This window comes from Bacillus sp. LQ01, assembly GCF_057624735.1.
Map to the genome: position 1 here is coordinate 85,897 of NZ_JBYEZL010000008.1, position 18,594 is coordinate 104,490.

Consider the following 18,594-nt stretch of genomic DNA (forward strand, 5'->3'; position numbering starts at 1 on the left):
TCCTAATCTATTGGCTGCCAAAATTCATTTCCATTACGCTAACATTACGTTTTTGTAAGGTAGTAAAAACAGCTTAAAATAAAAAGGATATAAATTCATATTTCTATTGAATTCATATCCTTTATTCTTATTGAGTAAACTATTTTGCCCCATGCTTAATAGGAGGTATTTCTATTATTCTGGGAAAATAAAGCTAGAGTCCTCTTCATTAACAGTATCTTCTTTCGGGAATGTAATAGTAGATCCTTCATTTCCCTTATTTCCTTTATTTATTTCTTGTTCCTCAGGAAATACAATGGAAGAATCATTACTTAAGTTTGGTGAAAAACCAAGTTTAGACAAAATGGCTTTTAAGTCAGGTAAAACACCAATTTTATCAGAAGTTGGATCATTAGATTTCGTTCCGGTGCTAGAATCACTTAAAATATCCCTAAGCTGTCTTGGTGTATATACTCTCCCCTGATTATTTTTTGCAATTCCTTGAATTGATGCTGCAGCACCAGCAATAATAGGTGATGCACTAGATGTTCCAGCAAAACTAGATGTATATAGATTTGTTATAAATTCACTTGGTTTAGCATCTGTAGTATCTACTGCATTCCCCCATCCATACACATCCACTCTACTACCGTAATTAGAGAAATATGAACGTTTATGAGGAACCCTTGCAGAAGCTGCCCCAACCATAATTGCCCCTGAATCTTTAAAATCAGGACTATTACGATTTAAAACTTGTTTACCATTACGGTCTCTAAATTGATCCAAGTCATTTCCACCATTTGCACCTGCTTCAATAATAATAATTCCCTTATTTGTTCCCATACGAATTGCATCAAATATGTCTGGTTTTACTTCCACTGGAAAATAGTTCTTATCTCCATATCCATCGTAAGTTGCTTGTGCCTCTAGTAAAAGAATATCTCCAGCTTGCATATTGTTAACCGCACTTAAAATAGCATCAGCTGTATTATAAGTTCCGTTATCCCTAATCTGGGATACAGCCTTTACCTTAGCCTTTGGTGCAATCCCAATTCCACCTATGTTATTATCCTCTGCAGAAACAATTCCCAATACTGAGGTACCATGATCATGGTGTTCACTCTTATTCTGTCCGGACATCAATTCAATCTTTTGATTCACTAAATCTTCATGACTTAGTAACCAACCATACTCCATATCTACGAAAGTAGTTCCTTTTCCATCCCCACCATTTATACTCCAAGCATAAGGTGCATTAATTCCTAATGGTGCTGGTTCAAGGTAACCTTGTCTTGTAAGTCTAGGCTCATCATATGGATTAACAGATAAATTTGGTAAACGCTCTTGAGGTGGCGTTTCTTCTTCCTGTAAATACGCCGTTTCAATAAGAGATGATTTCTCAAACTTTACAAGTAAGGCTTGTACATCAATATCACCTTGGTTTTCTACAATATAATAGTTTAGCAAATTGGAAGAAATATGTTCGGAGTCGTTTATTTCTCTACCTAAATTTTTAATTTCTTTAGGATTTAAAGAACTAAAAAGTCGATTTATAGTTACATTTGGGTATTCGTTTAAAATTCCAATTAATTCAGGATCTTGTTTTTCTTCTTTAATGAATTTTTCTATTCCATCCTGATATGGCAAATTTGCCTCATTTCTAAATTTCAAAATTAATTGTTTCGTAACTTGCTTATGTACAGTAGAATTCAATTGCTTATTTGAATAATTGTAACTAGCTGCATAGGCAACTTCTGATTTATCACTTGGAAGTAGTCCACCCACCCCATTAAATGCTGTTAATGCAATTGAAGAAACTATAATTCCCTTAAAAATTTTCAAAATGTGCACCTCTTTTAATTTATATATGATTATAAAATGCTTTATATGGCCTTAATTCTTTATTTATATAAGCTTCTTATATTTCCAACTCCGTTCATTTTTTAATATTTGCTTAACCATCATTAATACAACTACTTCATACCATCAAACCTATTAATTTAGCTACATAACTGTAACCATTATAGTTACAACTATAACGAATAGTCAATCTAATTTTTTATGAAATTTCGCATTTTAAAGAAAGAATGTCTAATTACATCCAATTAGTCTTAAATATTTTAATAGAAGTTAGGCTTCTATCATTATAGGTAATTGCATATATGTAATATAAAGCATGTAAAGGAGGTCAAAACGTGGTAATCTCAAGGCAAGATTCCTGGACTAACGATAACGATTCACTTCTCGCATCAACAGTACTCCAGAATATTCGTAACGGAGGAACACAGTTAGCTGCATTCAAAGAAGTAGCAAAACTACTAAATAGGACACCTGCAGCTTGTGGATTTCGTTGGAATTCATACGTGAGAAAACAATACCAAGAGGAAATACAACAAGCAAAACAAAATCGAAAAGGGGGAAACAATATTTCTCCCTCTCAACCAAAAAAAGAAACAAACTCTTTATCTATGACATTAGATGATATTATTCTCTTTCTACAAAATTATAAAAAAACAAATGAATTTACAAACTTACAAAACCAAGTAAAAAACTTAGAAGCAGAAAACCAGTCCCTTCTACAAAGTGTAACTATGTACGAAGAAGAGTATCGTATGTTACTTAATCATATTGATAGGTCAAGAAGTTTAGTTATAATTGATTAAAAGAAACAGTAAATTACTTTTATATACTTAGGTCGTAACCTAAAAAATTTATATATGAGTTAATTTAAATACTAATAAATAAAGTACACGTTTACTAATAATAAACGTGTACTTTATTTAATTCTTAAAACATAAAATTTAATTTTCAACTCATTAACAATATTAAAATTAAGATGTTTGTTTTATAGGTAATTCTTTACTTCTATTCTCAATAAGTCTATCTAAAAGTAAGTAAACAAATCCAGAAATAATACAACCTACACCTAAGATTGTAAATAACATATGCCCTAAAAGCTGATCCAGTAATACACCACCTAGAAGAGGTCCAAATACATTACCTGTAATCCATTGCAGATTAGCCGCTCCCATATAAGTCCCCCTCAAATGTTCTGGAGCTATATTAGCAACAAATGTCATTTGAACAGGTGACATAATCATTTCCCCTACTGTATAAACTGTATAAGCTATTAATAATGAGCCTAGAATAACTAAATCATTTGCGTCTATTACTTGAAACCACTTTGGTAACCATCCTATTGCTAAAAGGCCCACGCCAAAAAGAATGGCACCATATAGCATTGATTTACCAATTGATTTGTGAGTTAACCACTTTGAAATAGGAAATTGAAAACATACAACCAATAAGCCATTTAAAGTCATTAAATATGGAAATGGATTACTATTTCCAAAAATCATTGTATCCTCATTACTAAAATGAAGTGGTAACATACCTTCCGATTGTGAGAATCCCATAAATATAATGATTCCCGTCACTATATAGAATAGAAATATTCTATCTCTTATAACAACTCTTAACGTAAATCTTATTGACTGTTTATGTGTTTCCTCATGTATTATGATATTTTTAGGTTTTGTTTCCTTTAGAAACAATAACATTAATATTGTATAAAACAGCATGGTTCCAGAAGTAATCAAAAATATGACATCTTTTGATACAACCACAACTGCTGCACCAATGATAGGGCCTATCGCAGCTCCTATATTATGAGCCATTCTAAGTAGTCCATATGCCTCAGTTCTTTTTTCGGGTTCTGTTACATCGGTAACCATTGCAGATGCCGCTGGTTCAAAGAAAGAATTACATAGCCCTAAACCAATAGATAAAATGGCATATGCTATAAAACCATCAATAAACAAAAAAACAAGCATTAGTAGCCCATTACTTGCCATAGAGAGCACCATAGTTGGTTTCCGACCATAAGTATCTGCTATATGCCCTCCAATTAATGAACCAATACTTGCTGCAATTGGAGATAAGGCTATAATTATACCTACCTCAAGTAGAGAATCCACTTTGTCCTTCAAATATAATGCAAAAAATGGCATTAACATCATCATTGCAATACCATTTAAAGCTTCTCCGATAAAGCGGATCCAGACATTAAGGTCCATCCCCCTTAATTCTTTCCATGTACTCCTCATATAGTTACCTCGCCTATGCTCAAAGTATATTTTTATCCCAACAAAAGTTTTACTATATTATTATTAAAATCTAAATTTAGTCGGCTATGCTGAAACCTCCGAAAAACCTATCTTTTGATAAAGTAATACAAACTTGTCCCTATAATTTCTAATGCCTCCTGCATACGTTGAGGAGAAATATTTTCTAAAACGGTATCTTGAGGTGTATGGAATACCTTTTCAACATGATAAATTAGAGGATTCCAGCTCTCTACATCCATCCAAATAAATAGTGCCGAGGAAATTCCAGCTTCGTTAAATGGTACATGATCACTAGAATCAAACTTTCCAGTTAATACAACCGATTTCCCTAATGCTTTACTAGTAGCTACCGCAGTATTTGTTACTTCATTTTGAGAACCATCTAGTGTCATTGCATATAAATCCTTAGCCTGGTGATAACTAGTCGCTATCATATCTGCATTAAAAACCCCTAGAATATGTTTCTTATCTGTTGTAGATAACTGATTAACATAATGGTAAGCACCTAAAGATTCATTTTCTTCTGCTCCAAAGGCTATGAATTGAATTTCTTTATTAGTCTCTATATCTTTAAAATTGTATGCTAACTCTAATAAAAGTCCTACGCCGGAAGCATTGTCATTTGCTCCAGGTGCTCCGATAACACTATCATAATGAGCACTCATTATTGCTACATCCTCATTATCTGGCTTGTATTTGGGCTTTTTTTTCGCAATAACATTTAATGAACTCAAATTCATTTCGTGTTTTGCCTTTAAACTAACTATATTTTTATTATGCACTATCTTATCTTTCATTCTTATTCCCTGATTATAAGCAAGCCCAAATACAGGTATTTCTTGTTTCTTTTTTAGAACTGGGTTAAAGGCTTCTCCATAGTTGCCTCTATCCCCAATCGTACTATATAACAATACAGCTTTTGCTCCCTTTTCTGCTGCATACTCAACTTGTTCATTATATTTCTCATACGTATCAGCTTGTTCCAATAATACTATTTTCCCATGAATTGGTTCAGGTGAATTTTTAATATCATTCTCTTTTCCTATAGAAACTACCTGCCCCACGACAGGATCTTTAGGTATAGATGCATTAGATGCTGCTCCAACTTGCCATTCTTTTTCCCCATACATACTAAAAGAGATACTCCCAATATATTGATCTGGTACAGGAAATGCCTGATACTCCACTTCATACCCTAATTTTTTCAATGTATCTCCAATGTATGTAGCTGCTTTATGTTCTTCCCTAGTCCCACTTGGACGTGGACCAATTTTCTCAGACAGAAAACGTGTATGTTCAATAGCTCGACTAGCACGAACTTTATCTGCCATGAGAGAACTTTGGTCGTTCTTAGTCATAGCATGTACTGGTATTACTTTTCCAGATAAATTACTAAAAAGGAAAAGCAATAAAACCCCAAAAGTTACAATAGACTTCTTTGTCAGAATTAGTTTCTTCATTTGTCCTCCCTATAATTAAAAAAGATTAATAGTAAAACCTTCCCTCCTAACACACTTACTTAGAAGAAAAGGTTCATTAAAATAATCTCTAACTCAAATTGCATGTAAAAATAAATAAACTGATATTGCTTTTTATATCTCCAAAAAATTCATTTTTGTTTGCATACCAGCAATATTCTTTTGAAACCAATTAAGAGTCTCCCATGACCTCTTTCTATTCGTATAATCCGTTTCCTGAACCTCAAATACAATACCTATGTTTTTATCCAAAGTATTGTTCTTCAATTTTAATAAAGTTTCATGTAATATACTCTCATCAATAGATCCATCAACCGGATTCTCTCCCTCAAAGCAACGTACCTCACTATAAGGAATCGTTAAATGTTTAAAAGAACTAAAATGAAAATGTTTAATATGTTCCATTAAGCTTAAATACTTATGAAAATCCTTATATTCAATTTCCTCTTGCCTTAATAATTTAGAAATACCTAAACGTGTAAGATAGGTTATAGACCAATGACATATATCCCATGTTATTCCAACGTTAGATAACTCCAAATTAACCAAATCCGTAAAATCTTCGGGATATATAAATATAGGATCAAAATCATCGCCCAAGTTTCCAATAATGGGTAGGTTTTCAACGCCAATCCATATATCAGTTCCTTTTATTTCTTCATCTAGCATATTAAAGAACTCTATAATCCTTTTTCTATTATTAAGAAGATTATAGTTTTGAAATTCCGCGACATTCATAAATTGATTAGCATGCACTGTTATACCTGATGCATTATACTTTATAGCAAGGTCAATAAATTCATATAGTTGCTTTTTAATAAATTCATCATTGAGATAGTCTGCATTATCAGTAGGAAAATGCAGCGTTAACAAGGATGGATTAAGGGTTTGAACAAAAGAAAGGACCTCAGAAAACCTTTTTGTATATGAGTTATCAAATAAAGATTTCCCATCAAAAATATTTGCTTCTAATCCATAGCCTTTTTCAACCCATTTTAAGTCAATCTGTTTACTATCTAAACCAAAGAACGGGACCTGTGGTATTAACATATTCTCTTCACCTACCATGTCCCCCTTACTAACATAAATGCCTCAGCCGCTTGGTATCCAGATTTGGCACCCCATACAAATGCGTTATGTCTCATTGCTTCTATAGAGCGTGGATGAGGAAATTCCCTTAACTCAGATTCATAATGTCTCATCGCACTTAATTTCTCCTCCAAATGATCTTCAATATTCACAAAATAATTAGGAAGGAACTTATCTTTTTCATTATAATTCCACTCTGTAGAAGATAAAGTTTCATATGCAAATACCCATTTGATATTAGTATCTGGCAGAGGGCGTGTCGCTGTCATTACTGCTCTGTAAACAACAGTATGATCAATATTTATATCTCCACCATATTGAGTATAAATAATTGTAGGATTTATTTTTTCAATGTGATGTTCAATCTCTTTCACTACATCAAGTAAGGGTAATGTATCAAGACGATTATCAGGGAAATCTAGTCTTGCAAAACTCTTTACACCAAGTGTAGTACATGCCCCCTCTGTTTCTTTATAAGATAAGTTCTTAACCTCTAAATCTAGCTCTTTATATTCTTTAGCTCTAGAAGATTTTCCCTCTGCAAGTATTACAACATGTACATCATCACCTTGTTTCACGTGTTTCGCTATTGTTCCACCAACACCAATTATTTCATCATCCGGATGAGCGGCAAATACAAGTACATTCATATAATTTTAGACTCCTTTAATTAATTTTTCTGTTTCCTTTGGCCCACAATTTAGTAAAATATCTAAAATAGATAAATGTGGTATAAATTCCCCAAATAATTGCTTGTAGGAATAATCTCTTATTCTTTGGTAGATAATTTCTATATTCTCATTCTCAAAGTCATTTTCGTTTAAATAATCTTGCCCTAAACTTCCAGAATAATAAGTACTGGCATTAAATTTCTGACACAACTCTAATACAAAATCACTTTTCTTACCTGTAATTCCTTCTAGGTCTGATACATAATATAGTTCCGTATCAATGTTTAATTCACGGATAATAAAATGAATAAAACTCATGTTCATATCATTTAAATTAATCCAATCTTCTGAATAAAAACTTTCTAAATAATCCTTATATACATTAAAATAAGGTGCATTAGAATAATTAATTCTTATCGTTTTCCAATGCTTCCGTTCCCAGTCTTGAGTATTGTCTATCTTTAACTTATTAAATGGAATTTCTTTATAATTCTTCATTTGTATTGGAACCGTTAGCCAAGATGCTCCTTGTGAAGTTTTAATGCGGTTCCTATTTAAAAAACCTTTTTTTTCAAATTGTGCTATATCATGAAATACAAACACATCTGATTTATGAATTTTTTCAAAAAAACCATACCAAGGTAAATAACTTGGTTGGTGGCCACTAATAATCATAGTTTAAATCCTCTCTTTTAAACAAAAACATTTTTTCAAAGCTGCCCCCCAGTATATCTTAGGTCTAGCAATCTCTTTATTATGTGAATATCCTAAATCCGCATACTTTAATTTATTATGAATTGCTAATTCAAACGCATCATTTAGTAGTAAATATGAGGATTGCGAATTTTTCCCTTTGGTATTATTAATATTAATCCAGTAATATAAAACCTGTTTATCCATTATAAAAAGGCTGGAACTAATTAGTTCTTCTTCTAAGAATGCCCCTAAAAAAAGGATTTTTTCTTGTAAATTAAGAACTAAATGATAAAAAAACTCTCTACTAAATGAATAACTCGCTCCTATACTGTTATTATGTTCTTGATATAATTGGTAAAACTCATCTAATTCCGCTACAGTTATAGGTCGAATTTCAACATTCTGTTTACGTGCATACCTAACACTTGTCCTAGCTTTCCCAGAACACGATGTCCATAAATCCTCAAACTTATTTGGTAGATCTAACATATAAGTTTCTTTATAATCCCACTTTTCCTTACTATAACTTTGAAAAGGATTTATCGTTATAGGTAATAAAAGCTTTTGAATTTTATTTTCAAATTTCTTATTTATTATGGATTCATAAACTGAAAAATCTATTTTATCTTGGCCAATTATTATTGGGCCTCCATAACCAATTAAACTTCCCAAAAGCCTACCATTCTGTACATACATAGGAGTTAAAACTACTGTATCTCGTGTTTCTATTAGTACTGGGAAAAATTGAACACCAGGTAATAATTCCATTAACTTTCCCCATTCGTAACTATGAAATACAGAACCATTGTATTCTTCCATACAGGCATCCCAATATTGGGCGTCAGTACATATTTCGATTTCCATATAATCACCTTTTAATTCTTATTCTCTAAATATTTTAGAATTTGACTACATATATACTTAAGGTCCTTGTCTACTAAAGGATATTTAAAAGGTATTGATAATACCCTTGGCCATAAAAAATCTATATTTTCTGTCTCGGTTGCGTACTTCGAAAAAATAGGGATTTCACTCAGAGGTAAATAGTTCCAACAAGTTTGTATACCTTTTTTCGCTAAATGTACAGAACACTCATACCTATCAGATGATTCTTTGAATATAATGGTAAAATAGTTTAAATAAACATTCTGAGCTGAAAATATAATCTGAACGCCATACTTTTCTTCAATTTCCTGCAGCATTGTATAACACAGACTAGCGTTGCATATATTTATTTCTAAAATCTTCTTTGTTTTCTGTAGGTGTTTATCAATTAACAATGAACGTACTATAGACATTCTTTTTGGATTTATAACTTCCGTTTTCTCCGGTAAAGAATCTAATTTACTATTATTATAGGAGGGCAGAATCTCTAATTTCCTCCAATAATTAGTAAATAAGCTCAGTACTCTACTCTTTTTTATTCTTATACCTAATTGTGTTTTTAAATGATTCTTATAATCTAAAATCACTTCTTCCTTCTTTTCTTCATCCATGTCACACAATTCACTTATTGTACAATTAAGAAGTAACGCTCCTCCCCCTATACTTGGGATTGGTTTAGTTCCCCCAAAACTTAAAATACCAATGTCACCTAAACTACCAACTGGCTTTCCATTTTGATAAGAAAACATTGCTTGTGCAGCATCATCGATGATATAAATATTATTTTCTCTAGCCCAGTCAATAATTTCTAAATCATCATGACATCCATACAAGTGCGTAAGAATAATTGCCTTTGTATTAGCATTCAAATGTTTTTTTATTTTATTAAGAGAAATTGAATGATTAGTGTTTAAATCAATTAATACAGGTTTTGCTCCCACCGTTAATAATGCTTCTATCACATTAGGACAATTAAAGTTTGATAGAATCACTTCATCTCCCTTTGCTACTTTTAGGTACTTTAAACCAACTACTAATGCAGATGTACCGCTATTAGTTAATACAATTTCTGCATCCGGATAAAAAGCTTGAAGACTTTTTTTAAGGTTAGAATCAGTAGGTCTATATACACTTTTCAAAAAAAATACATGATCAGATATACTCCAAAGAGAAGAATATATGGGATACTTAATTTTCTTTGGATTCTTAGGATATAGATACTGTGTTTCCATACTTCTCCCCTATTATTATCTCTAGTCCTTTATCTAATGAAATAATTGGTTGATAGTTTAAAAATAATTTAGCTTTCTCTATTGAAGGGATTCTTCTAAAGATTTCAATGCTAGAATTTCTGACTCCCTCTTCACCTAAATCAAGAAATTTAATTTTACTTTTATTGCCCATTAATTCATTAATTTTTATTGCTAGTTCTTCCATAGATATAGGTTTGTTATTGCCAACATTAAAATCTGCAAATTTCTCTCCTTCATATTCAAAGGCTAGTATAGTTCCGTTAACAATATCACTTATATAACTAAAACATCTAATTTGCTGTCCATCTCCATAAATAGTAATATCTTCACCACTATGAGCTTGTTTTAAAAACTTAGAAATTACAAAGTTATCATTTTGTTGTGAACCGTATACATTAAAATAACGTACCACTCTGATTTTCAAACTATCACTAGCATATTCTTTCAAATAATCTTCGGACATTAATTTAGCTTTTCCATAAGCTGATTTTGGCATTTTAATATCATTTTCTTTAAACGGAACACTCACGCCATCCCCATATACCTCTGAACTGGAAGAAAACAATAATTTCTCTATACCATTTTCGCTACAAACCTGTACAATATTTTTCGTACCTTCAAAGTTCACCCTCACTACCTCTTCTTCATTTAAACGGCAATTATCAACACCCACTAATGCAGCTAAATGAATTACCCCATTGATATTAATAAGATTTTCTCTTAATGTTGCAATATCTAAAATATCAATTTCCTTAAAAGGAACATCAATACTTGGATTAAATTTATCAAATATAACTACTTCATAACCCCTTGCTAGTAACTCCTTTGTAACATGCTTACCAATAAATCCGCTGCCACCAATAACTCCAATTTTCATAAATATTTACCTCCCTATTTTTAATTGATATAGACTTTTTAAAGACGTTATTATATGTTCAACTTCATTGTCTGTAAGAGCACTATACAGTGGTAATGAAATAATTTGATTAAATATCTCTTCCGTTTTAGGTAAATATACGTTAAATCTCTCTTCATAATACGGGTGCATATGAACAGGAATAAAGTGAACACTAAGCCCAATATTTCTCTTTTTCATTTCTTGAATTACCTGATCTCTACTAACAGGAGAATTAGAATTAATTTTTATAACAAATAAATGCCATGCGTGTTTTACACTTGGATCGTTAGTATAATTAGGTAACGTTATATATTCTTGAACCTCTTTTAATTCCTCTTGGTACCTTTCAGCTATTCTCTTGCGTTTTTCAATCATTTCATCAGCTCTTTTTAACTGACTAATACCCAAACTAGCTTGTAGATCCATCATGTTATATTTAAACCCAGGTAATAGAACATCATAACGCCAGCTTCCTTCTTCACCATAACGATTCCATGCATTTTTCGTGATACCATGCCAACCATATAATCTAGCTTTTTCAGCAATCGATTCATTTTTAGTGACTAACGCTCCGCCTTCACCTGTTGTTATATTTTTTGTTGCATAAAAACTAAAACAAATGACATCTCCATGTGTACCAATTAAAGTATTATCATATTTTGTTCCTAATGCATGCGCTGCATCCTCTATCAAAAACAATCCGTATTCTTTACATAATTTTTGAAGTTCTTTTAATTTAGCCGGGTATCCAGCAAAGTGAACTGCAATAATTGCTTTCGTTTTTTTAGTGATTTTTCTTTTAACATCTTGAAGATCAAGACATAAATCCTCTTCATCTATGTCTACAAATACAGGTTTTGCACCTACATGCATAATAACGTTTACACTTGAACAAAAAGTAAAACTTGGAACTATTACTTCGTCTTCTAATCCAACTCCCAGAGACAGTAATGCTAAATGTAATGCGGCAGTCCCTGAATTACAACTTACTACATGTTCAGTATTCAGATATTCTTTTAAATTCTCTTCAAACTCTATTACTTTTGGCCCCTTTGAAAGCCATCCAGATTTAAGGGCAGAAACTACCCTATCTATATCTTCATCATTGATTTCTGGTCGATAAAAAGGAATAAACCCTACCATGTAATCACCTACAAACTTATAATATTTTTTTTATATACTGATTCATCTTTAAATATGTTTCTTGTGTCTAAAATTAAACAATTTACCTCATTAAGCAATTTAAAATTAATGCAATCATGATCTGTATGAACAATAATTAAAGTGTATTTGTCTAATTGACTTATGTTTAAATCTATAGATTTTTTCAATGTGTTATCGCCCACAATGAGTTCCTCTATAAACGGATCGTAATAATCCACGTTATAGTCTTCTATCATTAAATCATTCATAATATCCAAAGCTGGCGATTCCCTAGCATCATTAACATTCTTTTTATATGCAACACCAACCATAAGAATATCCTTACCATCTTTATCATCTAGTAACTGTAGTGCTCTATTAAGAACATACTTAGGCATGTTTTCATTAATTTCTCTTGCCACATCAATCATTTTTGTCGCTAAATCCTTATTATTTGCAATCCACTTAAAATAAATAGGATCAATCGGAATACAGTGTCCTCCTACGCCAGGACCAGGATAGAATTTTTGAAATCCAAATGGCTTAGTTCCTGAGGCATCAATTACTTCCCAGATATTTATGTTTAACTCATTACAAATTTGTGTCATTTCATTAATAAAAGCAATATTTATAAAACGATACGTATTTTCTAATAACTTAGCTGTCTCTGCTACTTCTGGACTGCTTACCTTATGAATATCCTTAATTAAATTACTATAGAAGGCTGCTGCACAATCGGTACAATTAGATGTAACTCCACCTACGATTTTTATAATATCTTGAATTGAAAACGATTGATTTGCAGGATCGATTCGCTCTGGAGAGTATACTACAAATATATCTACACCAATTTTAAAATTAGTTTTCTGTTCTAATTTGTATAAAACTTCTTCCCTTGTAGTACCTGGATAAGTAGTACTTTCTAAGATAATTAATGTACCTTTTTTAATGTATTTAACTATTTCATCAACTGCTGAATGAATATATGTTAAATCTGGTTGTTTACTAGTTCTTTCTAATGGTGTAGGAACACATATAACTACAACATCACATTCGTTTATATCATTCATTTCTGTACTAACAAAAAATCTATTTGTATGTAAAGCATCTTGGATTTCAGTATCTTGAATATCGCTGATATAACTTATTCCACGTTCTAGTTTTCTTATTTTTGCTGAGTTTTTATCAAAACCTCTTACCGCATAACCTACTTCTAAACATTTAAGAGCTGATGGTAGTCCAACATAACCTAGGCCTACATATCCAATACACGCATTTTTATTTGCAATTTTTTCAACTAATAAACTTTTAGTTTCATTATTTAATACTGTGACCATTACTTATCACTTCCCCAAAAGATTTGATATTAAAATGCTTACTAGCAAATAATAACTGTGCGTTCTAAAATCCCATGGATGCATATAAAATACTGAATTAGCAACAAACTACATTTTTGGCACTATCAATCCTCCTAATTTAATAAACATCTAAATTTGTAGAAATTCATGCGAAATATCAAGGTGTAATTTATATCTATAATATTCACACGTTATTTTTTGGGATTCAATTGATATTTTTCTATTTTTTTACTTTCTCAATATATAATAATATTTATAATTCAGAAAATTTATTTTTAAAAAAACTAAATATTTTTATATCATTAAAACAATATAATAGTTGTTATGTCTACATTTAGTACGATTTTCATCCTTGAATAAAGAAAAAATTACGCTTATAATTATCCAATAAATCCCATCGTTTAGTGATTTAAATGAACATTTAACCATAACTAAAATGCATGAGTTTCATATTTTTTACTTTTTATTAAAATTAATGGAAAAAGATCTATCTGAATTATAAAAAACAATTTGAAATATATTCAAATTGTTGACATAACAGATCAATTTATTAACACTTGTTGATTTTGTAATAATTCTCAAATACATAAACTCCTTAATACTACCCACAAATCATAATGACGCTTTACATCAAAAAAAATCGCAACCCTCTACATTTAATGGGGGTTGCGATTTTTATGTACAAATAATTTTTATAAATTTTGCGTTAACCTAATCATATCCATACATTGAATACCATTTTCATATATTTCTTCATTATAGTTTTGTAAGAAAAAGTCCTTATCCACACTGGTTATTCTAAAACCACATTTTTGATAAAGGCCTAGTTGCATTAAACTAGAATTTCCTGTGCCTATTTCTATAGTTTTATATTTTTCTTTTTTAGCATAATCTATAGCAAATCTAAGTAGGTATTTCCCATATCCTTTTCCTTGCTCTTTTTCGGAAACTGCTATATTTATAATCTCAATTGTTTCAGTTCGGTTAGGAATTAAAATCATAATACCTACAGTAACAGCACCTTTTTTTAAAACAAAACAATCTCCCTTTTTAAGATATCCATTAACTACTTCTGTTGAGGGATCAGCTAGCAATAATAACTCCATTTCTTCCATGTTAATACTTGTACTTTTTTCTATACTAATTCCATCCCCATTATTTAATTCCATTTCTAACATCCTCCCAATTAATATTTTCAATTAATATCTTAAATGAATTCCTTCTTATAAGACAATATCAACAACAATATTAATATTTTGTAATAGACAGAGTGATGATAAAAACTATAAATTTCTTACTTTAAATTCACTTAATCCGTATAATAGGTGTTTATGTTGTTTTATTTCTGTTTTTTCATCTCTTCCATTTCTTGCTGCCATGTAGCACCAAACCCACCTGATGGCGTATTCCAACGGTCTTCTTGTCGTTTAATGCGTTCCATGTCTGCATCACTCGGCTTAAATTCTTCTATTTCCTCACGTTGCTGTTCCTTATTATGATGTTGTTCAACTTCGTTATTATTAGGTTTATGATTCGTAGTAAATTCTCCGGGCTTTTTATTTGCCTTTACACCTGCTGTACTAGATGCGGGCTTATCATTTGCTTCAACATTCTTACCTTCAGACTTGTGATTGTTTGACTTACTCTCACTAGATTGCAAGCCTACGTTTCTCTCTTCATCCCAACGATTATTTTTTACATCCCATCCAACAGGAATAACTGAATACATTTCCTTATCTTGACCAACATATTCCGCACCAAATAAATTACCATCCTTAAATTGAACTTGTATCACCGCTTCTGGCGCCTCATAAGTATATTCAATTAATTCAGTATCAAATTTCTTAGTTTTAATTGCACTTGTCGCATTACGGTGTAACGCCTTAGCTACTTCTTCATATGGCATACCATGTTCAAGTGCTTCAAAGTAATCCACAGGCATCGTAGAACTACTTTCATCTGATGGAAGCTGATACTGCACAATATCAACTTTATCTTCACTATTTTTCGTATCAAGCGCTTTGTTTTCATTATCCTTTGGCACATTATCATCCAACTTTTCCGTGTCCTTTAATTCATCACGCTTTGTTTCGTCTACCTTCTTATTGGCTTGCGGGTCCTTCTTCACTTCCTGCTCACTCTTAGGCGTTTCTTTCTTGGTAGAGGCGTTCTCCTGACCACACCCCACTAATAAACTTGACAACAATAATCCTGCTACTAGATACTTTTTCATGTTCATTCTCCCTGTTTGCGCTATATTTATACAATAACATTAGCGTATTTACCTTATATTACCTTATTCCCTTTCGTAATATTATAACAATATATTAAAATATACAACGATTTAATTCTCTATTATGCTATCTATTACGAGATATCTTACGAGTTTAATTCTCTCAAACACGCTACGGCTTTCTAGCACTTCTTTTGCACACTTTCTTCTTTCCCCGAGATGCACCTCTAATGAAAACAAATGAACAAAATTTCGTTAACCTGGTATGTATAGGTACTTATATAAATCAATAATTGATACGTTCAATGTATCGATCAGTCTGGCATTCCAATTAACCTCAATATTCACCCTAACATGCGTTTCTCATTGTAAATAAAAAGAACGGCGATTCCTCCATGTAAGAGAATCCGCCATCACAAGTAACTAATTATTTCATATCTATTCTTTCTTTTACTTTCGTTGGGAGCTCGTCTCTCTTCACTTCCTCCCAAACTTTCCTAAGTAATATCACGCAGGGGTGCTTCTTTACGAAGATTCAAGTTGTACCGCTTGTATCATTTCACTGTTTACAAAATACAGTTAGGAACGAAATGCTTCCACTTGAACAACCATTTTGTTCCATAACTGTTACAGTCCTTTGTAGAGTAGCAGTATCGGTATGTTCAAGTTTAATATTTTTTTGTACCAGAACCCACAACTATATTTGGTTCAACCGTTCCTATCACTACCATATCTTTATCAGTGATTATCTTCACCGTTTGATTTTAAATTATAATTTTTTCATAATATATGTAGAAGAAATATAACCTACTAGTTTTTGATCTGCAGTTTTAACTGGATACCATACAAACTGATTGCTACTATCTACAGATTCATCATATGCTGCGTTTCCTTGAATAATCAAGTTCGTATTTTTACTTAATGGTTTCCCATTTGAAGCGGAAGTAGGTTTAGATCTTAAATTTACTCCATCTCTTGTTACAAGTACTTGATCACCTGTTTTTAGGTGATAGATAGAAGGATGTAGATTAGTTAGTGTGTACTCCTTCTTTTTAAATATAATGTTTGTGCTCGTGTTAGGATCATATTCGAAATCAGCTGTACTGAAAGGAAACTGCCCCAATTTTGTATCATTTAAAAAACTGTATTGTTCTAGAATAGAAAACACTTTTTCCTGGTAAGCGTTTAAATTTTTTTGACCGGTAGCTTTATACAAAGGACTGTTTGCAGGTTTTGTTCCATTATAAGCCATAACAGAGAAGTACCAGTTTTCGATTATTTCTGGTCCAGCAACTTTTACTTTAGGTAGATCTGTTCGCTGATACATACTACGAAGAATTTTAACACCTGCTTCAATATTATAATTAATATCATATTTTAACTTTTGTTGATCGAACTGAGATTGATTGGTAATTTGCATAATCCCAATTCCACCATCTTGTGCTATGATTGGCTGGCCGTTTCCATCAAATTGTTTCCATCCACTTTCTTGTGTAGCTACAGCTTTTACAACTTCAGGAGGAACATTTTCTTTTAATGCTGCGTTCGTTAGTAGGCAATTTATGTGCTGATGAGAGGGATTTTGGTTCGGCTTAATTTCACCATATGGCTCACACGTAGATGCAGCAGAGACATCTTCATAGGACCAACAGAATATCATGAAGCAAGCCAATATCCCTATTCTTAGTAATTGTACTTTCATTCTAGTATTCTCCAATCTATTTAATGATTTATAGTTATACACATTTCACTATAATATATTTATAATATTCTATATTTTAAGAATCCATAGAGGCAATCAAGAGTGGTAATGGGACACCCTGGTCTTGCACGTCAGCCATAGTAGAAATAGACTCCGCCTTTGGTAGTAAGAATCCTACTAACGTTAGTCAACTTGCCTCTTTAGAGATAGGAGCTTCAATTTAAATAATGCGTTCTGAGACACTACTCTTCTTCTAAAATAGCGTAATAATATTCATCCCACCATTCATTCCCATGTGGTATACACTTCCTGAAATAGCCTTCTCTTCTCATTCCAATCTTCTCCATCACCCGATATGATGGGATATTTTGTGGCTGACATGTAGCTATTATCCTATGTAATTTCATTTCCTTAAAGCCATATTTTAATGTAGCTTGTGCTGCTTCAGAAGCATATCCTTTATTGAAATATTTTTGATTGAACACCCAACCAATCTCATAAGTATGCTCACCAAAGTATTTATGAAAAACTATATGACCAATCAGAATATCTTTATCAATTAATACTACAGGAAAGTTCTTAGCGTTTTCACCAATATTTTCATTCACAAAGTTTCTTGCACCTTTTTCAGTAAAAACCCCTTTAGGTATGTATTTCATTACATTAATATCTGATGTATACTCATGAACAGCTTGCCAATCTTTGAACTCAAATTTTCGTATTAATAATCTTTCTGTTTCTATAAACATTACTTTTCCCCCTCAAAGAATTGCAACTATATTTTAAATCCACATTCAACCCTTAAAACAAAAAGAACTTGTAGGACTCTCTACAAGTTCTTTTTAGTTTAAGGTGAATATACGGGCCAAACAAACTATCTTACAGATTGACTGTAGAAACTTTAGGGGTAATGCTTTGACAAATATATTATATAACAAATATTAACATCCACGGGATTTATTTTTGAAAATTATGTGAATTAAAAAAGTAGTTTTTTCTTAGCTATTATTGTTAATAACTGACGGTATCATTATATTTCAAGAAAAAATATAGGTAGCCCGTTAAAGAACCCTACAGAACAG

16 protein-coding genes are annotated in these 18,594 nt (G+C 31.7%); 1 reads left to right on the forward strand and 15 read right to left on the reverse strand.

Going from position 1 to position 18,594, the window contains the following annotated elements:
• Positions 1 to 174 precede the first annotated feature (174 nt).
• Complete coding sequence (locus AC22L0_RS27430) at positions 175 to 1,821, reverse strand: S8 family peptidase (protein WP_087965288.1); 1,647 nt, start codon at positions 1,819 to 1,821, stop codon at positions 175 to 177.
• Positions 1,822 to 2,174: 353 nt separating this feature from the next.
• Here AC22L0_RS27430 and AC22L0_RS27435 point away from each other — a divergent pair, with 353 nt between their 5' ends.
• The gene (locus AC22L0_RS27435; protein ID WP_087965290.1) at positions 2,175 to 2,642 is read left to right on the forward strand and encodes an RsfA family transcriptional regulator; all 468 of its coding nucleotides are present in this window, start codon (positions 2,175 to 2,177) and stop codon (positions 2,640 to 2,642) included.
• A gap of 168 nt (positions 2,643 to 2,810) precedes the next feature.
• Here the strand turns inward: AC22L0_RS27435 and AC22L0_RS27440 are convergent, their stop codons facing one another.
• The 14 genes from AC22L0_RS27440 to AC22L0_RS27505 all read right to left on the reverse strand — a co-directional run bounded on the left by AC22L0_RS27440 (position 2,811) and on the right by AC22L0_RS27505 (position 18,261).
• Complete coding sequence (locus tag AC22L0_RS27440; protein WP_087965292.1) at positions 2,811 to 4,085, reverse strand: MDR family MFS transporter; 1,275 nt, start codon at positions 4,083 to 4,085, stop codon at positions 2,811 to 2,813.
• Positions 4,086 to 4,192: 107 nt separating this feature from the next.
• Positions 4,193 to 5,566 carry a M28 family metallopeptidase gene (locus AC22L0_RS27445; RefSeq protein ID WP_087965294.1) on the reverse strand — a complete coding sequence of 458 codons (1,374 nt, stop codon included), beginning with the start codon at positions 5,564 to 5,566 and terminating at the stop codon, positions 4,193 to 4,195.
• Positions 5,567 to 5,698: 132 nt separating this feature from the next.
• Positions 5,699 to 6,634: a TIM barrel protein gene (locus AC22L0_RS27450; RefSeq protein ID WP_087965311.1), complete on the reverse strand. Its 936-nt coding sequence runs from the start codon at positions 6,632 to 6,634 to the stop codon at positions 5,699 to 5,701.
• A gap of 11 nt (positions 6,635 to 6,645) precedes the next feature.
• Positions 6,646 to 7,323, reverse strand: a complete 678-nt coding sequence (locus AC22L0_RS27455; protein WP_071732404.1) for a PIG-L deacetylase family protein — start codon at positions 7,321 to 7,323, stop codon at positions 6,646 to 6,648.
• 6 nt (positions 7,324 to 7,329) lie between these two features.
• Positions 7,330 to 8,019 carry a WbqC family protein gene (locus tag AC22L0_RS27460; RefSeq protein ID WP_074593164.1) on the reverse strand — a complete coding sequence of 230 codons (690 nt, stop codon included), beginning with the start codon at positions 8,017 to 8,019 and terminating at the stop codon, positions 7,330 to 7,332.
• A gap of 3 nt (positions 8,020 to 8,022) precedes the next feature.
• On the reverse strand, positions 8,023 to 8,904 hold the full coding sequence (locus tag AC22L0_RS27465) for a peptidoglycan bridge formation glycyltransferase FemA/FemB family protein (RefSeq protein ID WP_087965296.1): 882 nt from the start codon (positions 8,902 to 8,904) through the stop codon (positions 8,023 to 8,025).
• 11 nt (positions 8,905 to 8,915) lie between these two features.
• Positions 8,916 to 10,157, reverse strand: a complete 1,242-nt coding sequence (locus tag AC22L0_RS27470; RefSeq protein ID WP_087965298.1) for an aminotransferase class V-fold PLP-dependent enzyme — start codon at positions 10,155 to 10,157, stop codon at positions 8,916 to 8,918.
• Positions 10,132 to 11,055: an NAD-dependent epimerase/dehydratase family protein gene (locus AC22L0_RS27475; RefSeq protein WP_087965300.1), complete on the reverse strand. Its 924-nt coding sequence runs from the start codon at positions 11,053 to 11,055 to the stop codon at positions 10,132 to 10,134. The genes AC22L0_RS27470 and AC22L0_RS27475 overlap by 26 nt, the downstream gene beginning before the upstream one ends.
• Before the next feature lie 6 nt (positions 11,056 to 11,061).
• A complete protein-coding gene (locus tag AC22L0_RS27480; protein WP_087965302.1) occupies positions 11,062 to 12,219 on the reverse strand; it encodes a DegT/DnrJ/EryC1/StrS family aminotransferase in 1,158 nt (385 codons plus the stop codon).
• 8 nt (positions 12,220 to 12,227) lie between these two features.
• Positions 12,228 to 13,556, reverse strand: coding sequence for a nucleotide sugar dehydrogenase (locus AC22L0_RS27485; protein WP_087965304.1), 1,329 nt, complete (start codon positions 13,554 to 13,556; stop codon positions 12,228 to 12,230).
• Positions 13,557 to 14,269: 713 nt separating this feature from the next.
• Entirely contained in the window at positions 14,270 to 14,746 is a 477-nt protein-coding gene (locus AC22L0_RS27490; protein WP_080495052.1) for a GNAT family N-acetyltransferase, read from the reverse strand.
• Between the two features lie 170 nt (positions 14,747 to 14,916).
• Positions 14,917 to 15,810 carry a hypothetical protein gene (locus AC22L0_RS27495; RefSeq protein ID WP_087965305.1) on the reverse strand — a complete coding sequence of 298 codons (894 nt, stop codon included), beginning with the start codon at positions 15,808 to 15,810 and terminating at the stop codon, positions 14,917 to 14,919.
• Between the two features lie 769 nt (positions 15,811 to 16,579).
• The gene (locus AC22L0_RS27500) at positions 16,580 to 17,512 is read right to left on the reverse strand and encodes a transglycosylase SLT domain-containing protein (RefSeq protein ID WP_139894856.1); all 933 of its coding nucleotides are present in this window, start codon (positions 17,510 to 17,512) and stop codon (positions 16,580 to 16,582) included.
• Positions 17,513 to 17,754: 242 nt separating this feature from the next.
• Entirely contained in the window at positions 17,755 to 18,261 is a 507-nt protein-coding gene (locus AC22L0_RS27505; RefSeq protein WP_087966378.1) for a GNAT family N-acetyltransferase, read from the reverse strand.
• Between the last annotated feature and the right edge of the window lie 333 nt (positions 18,262 to 18,594).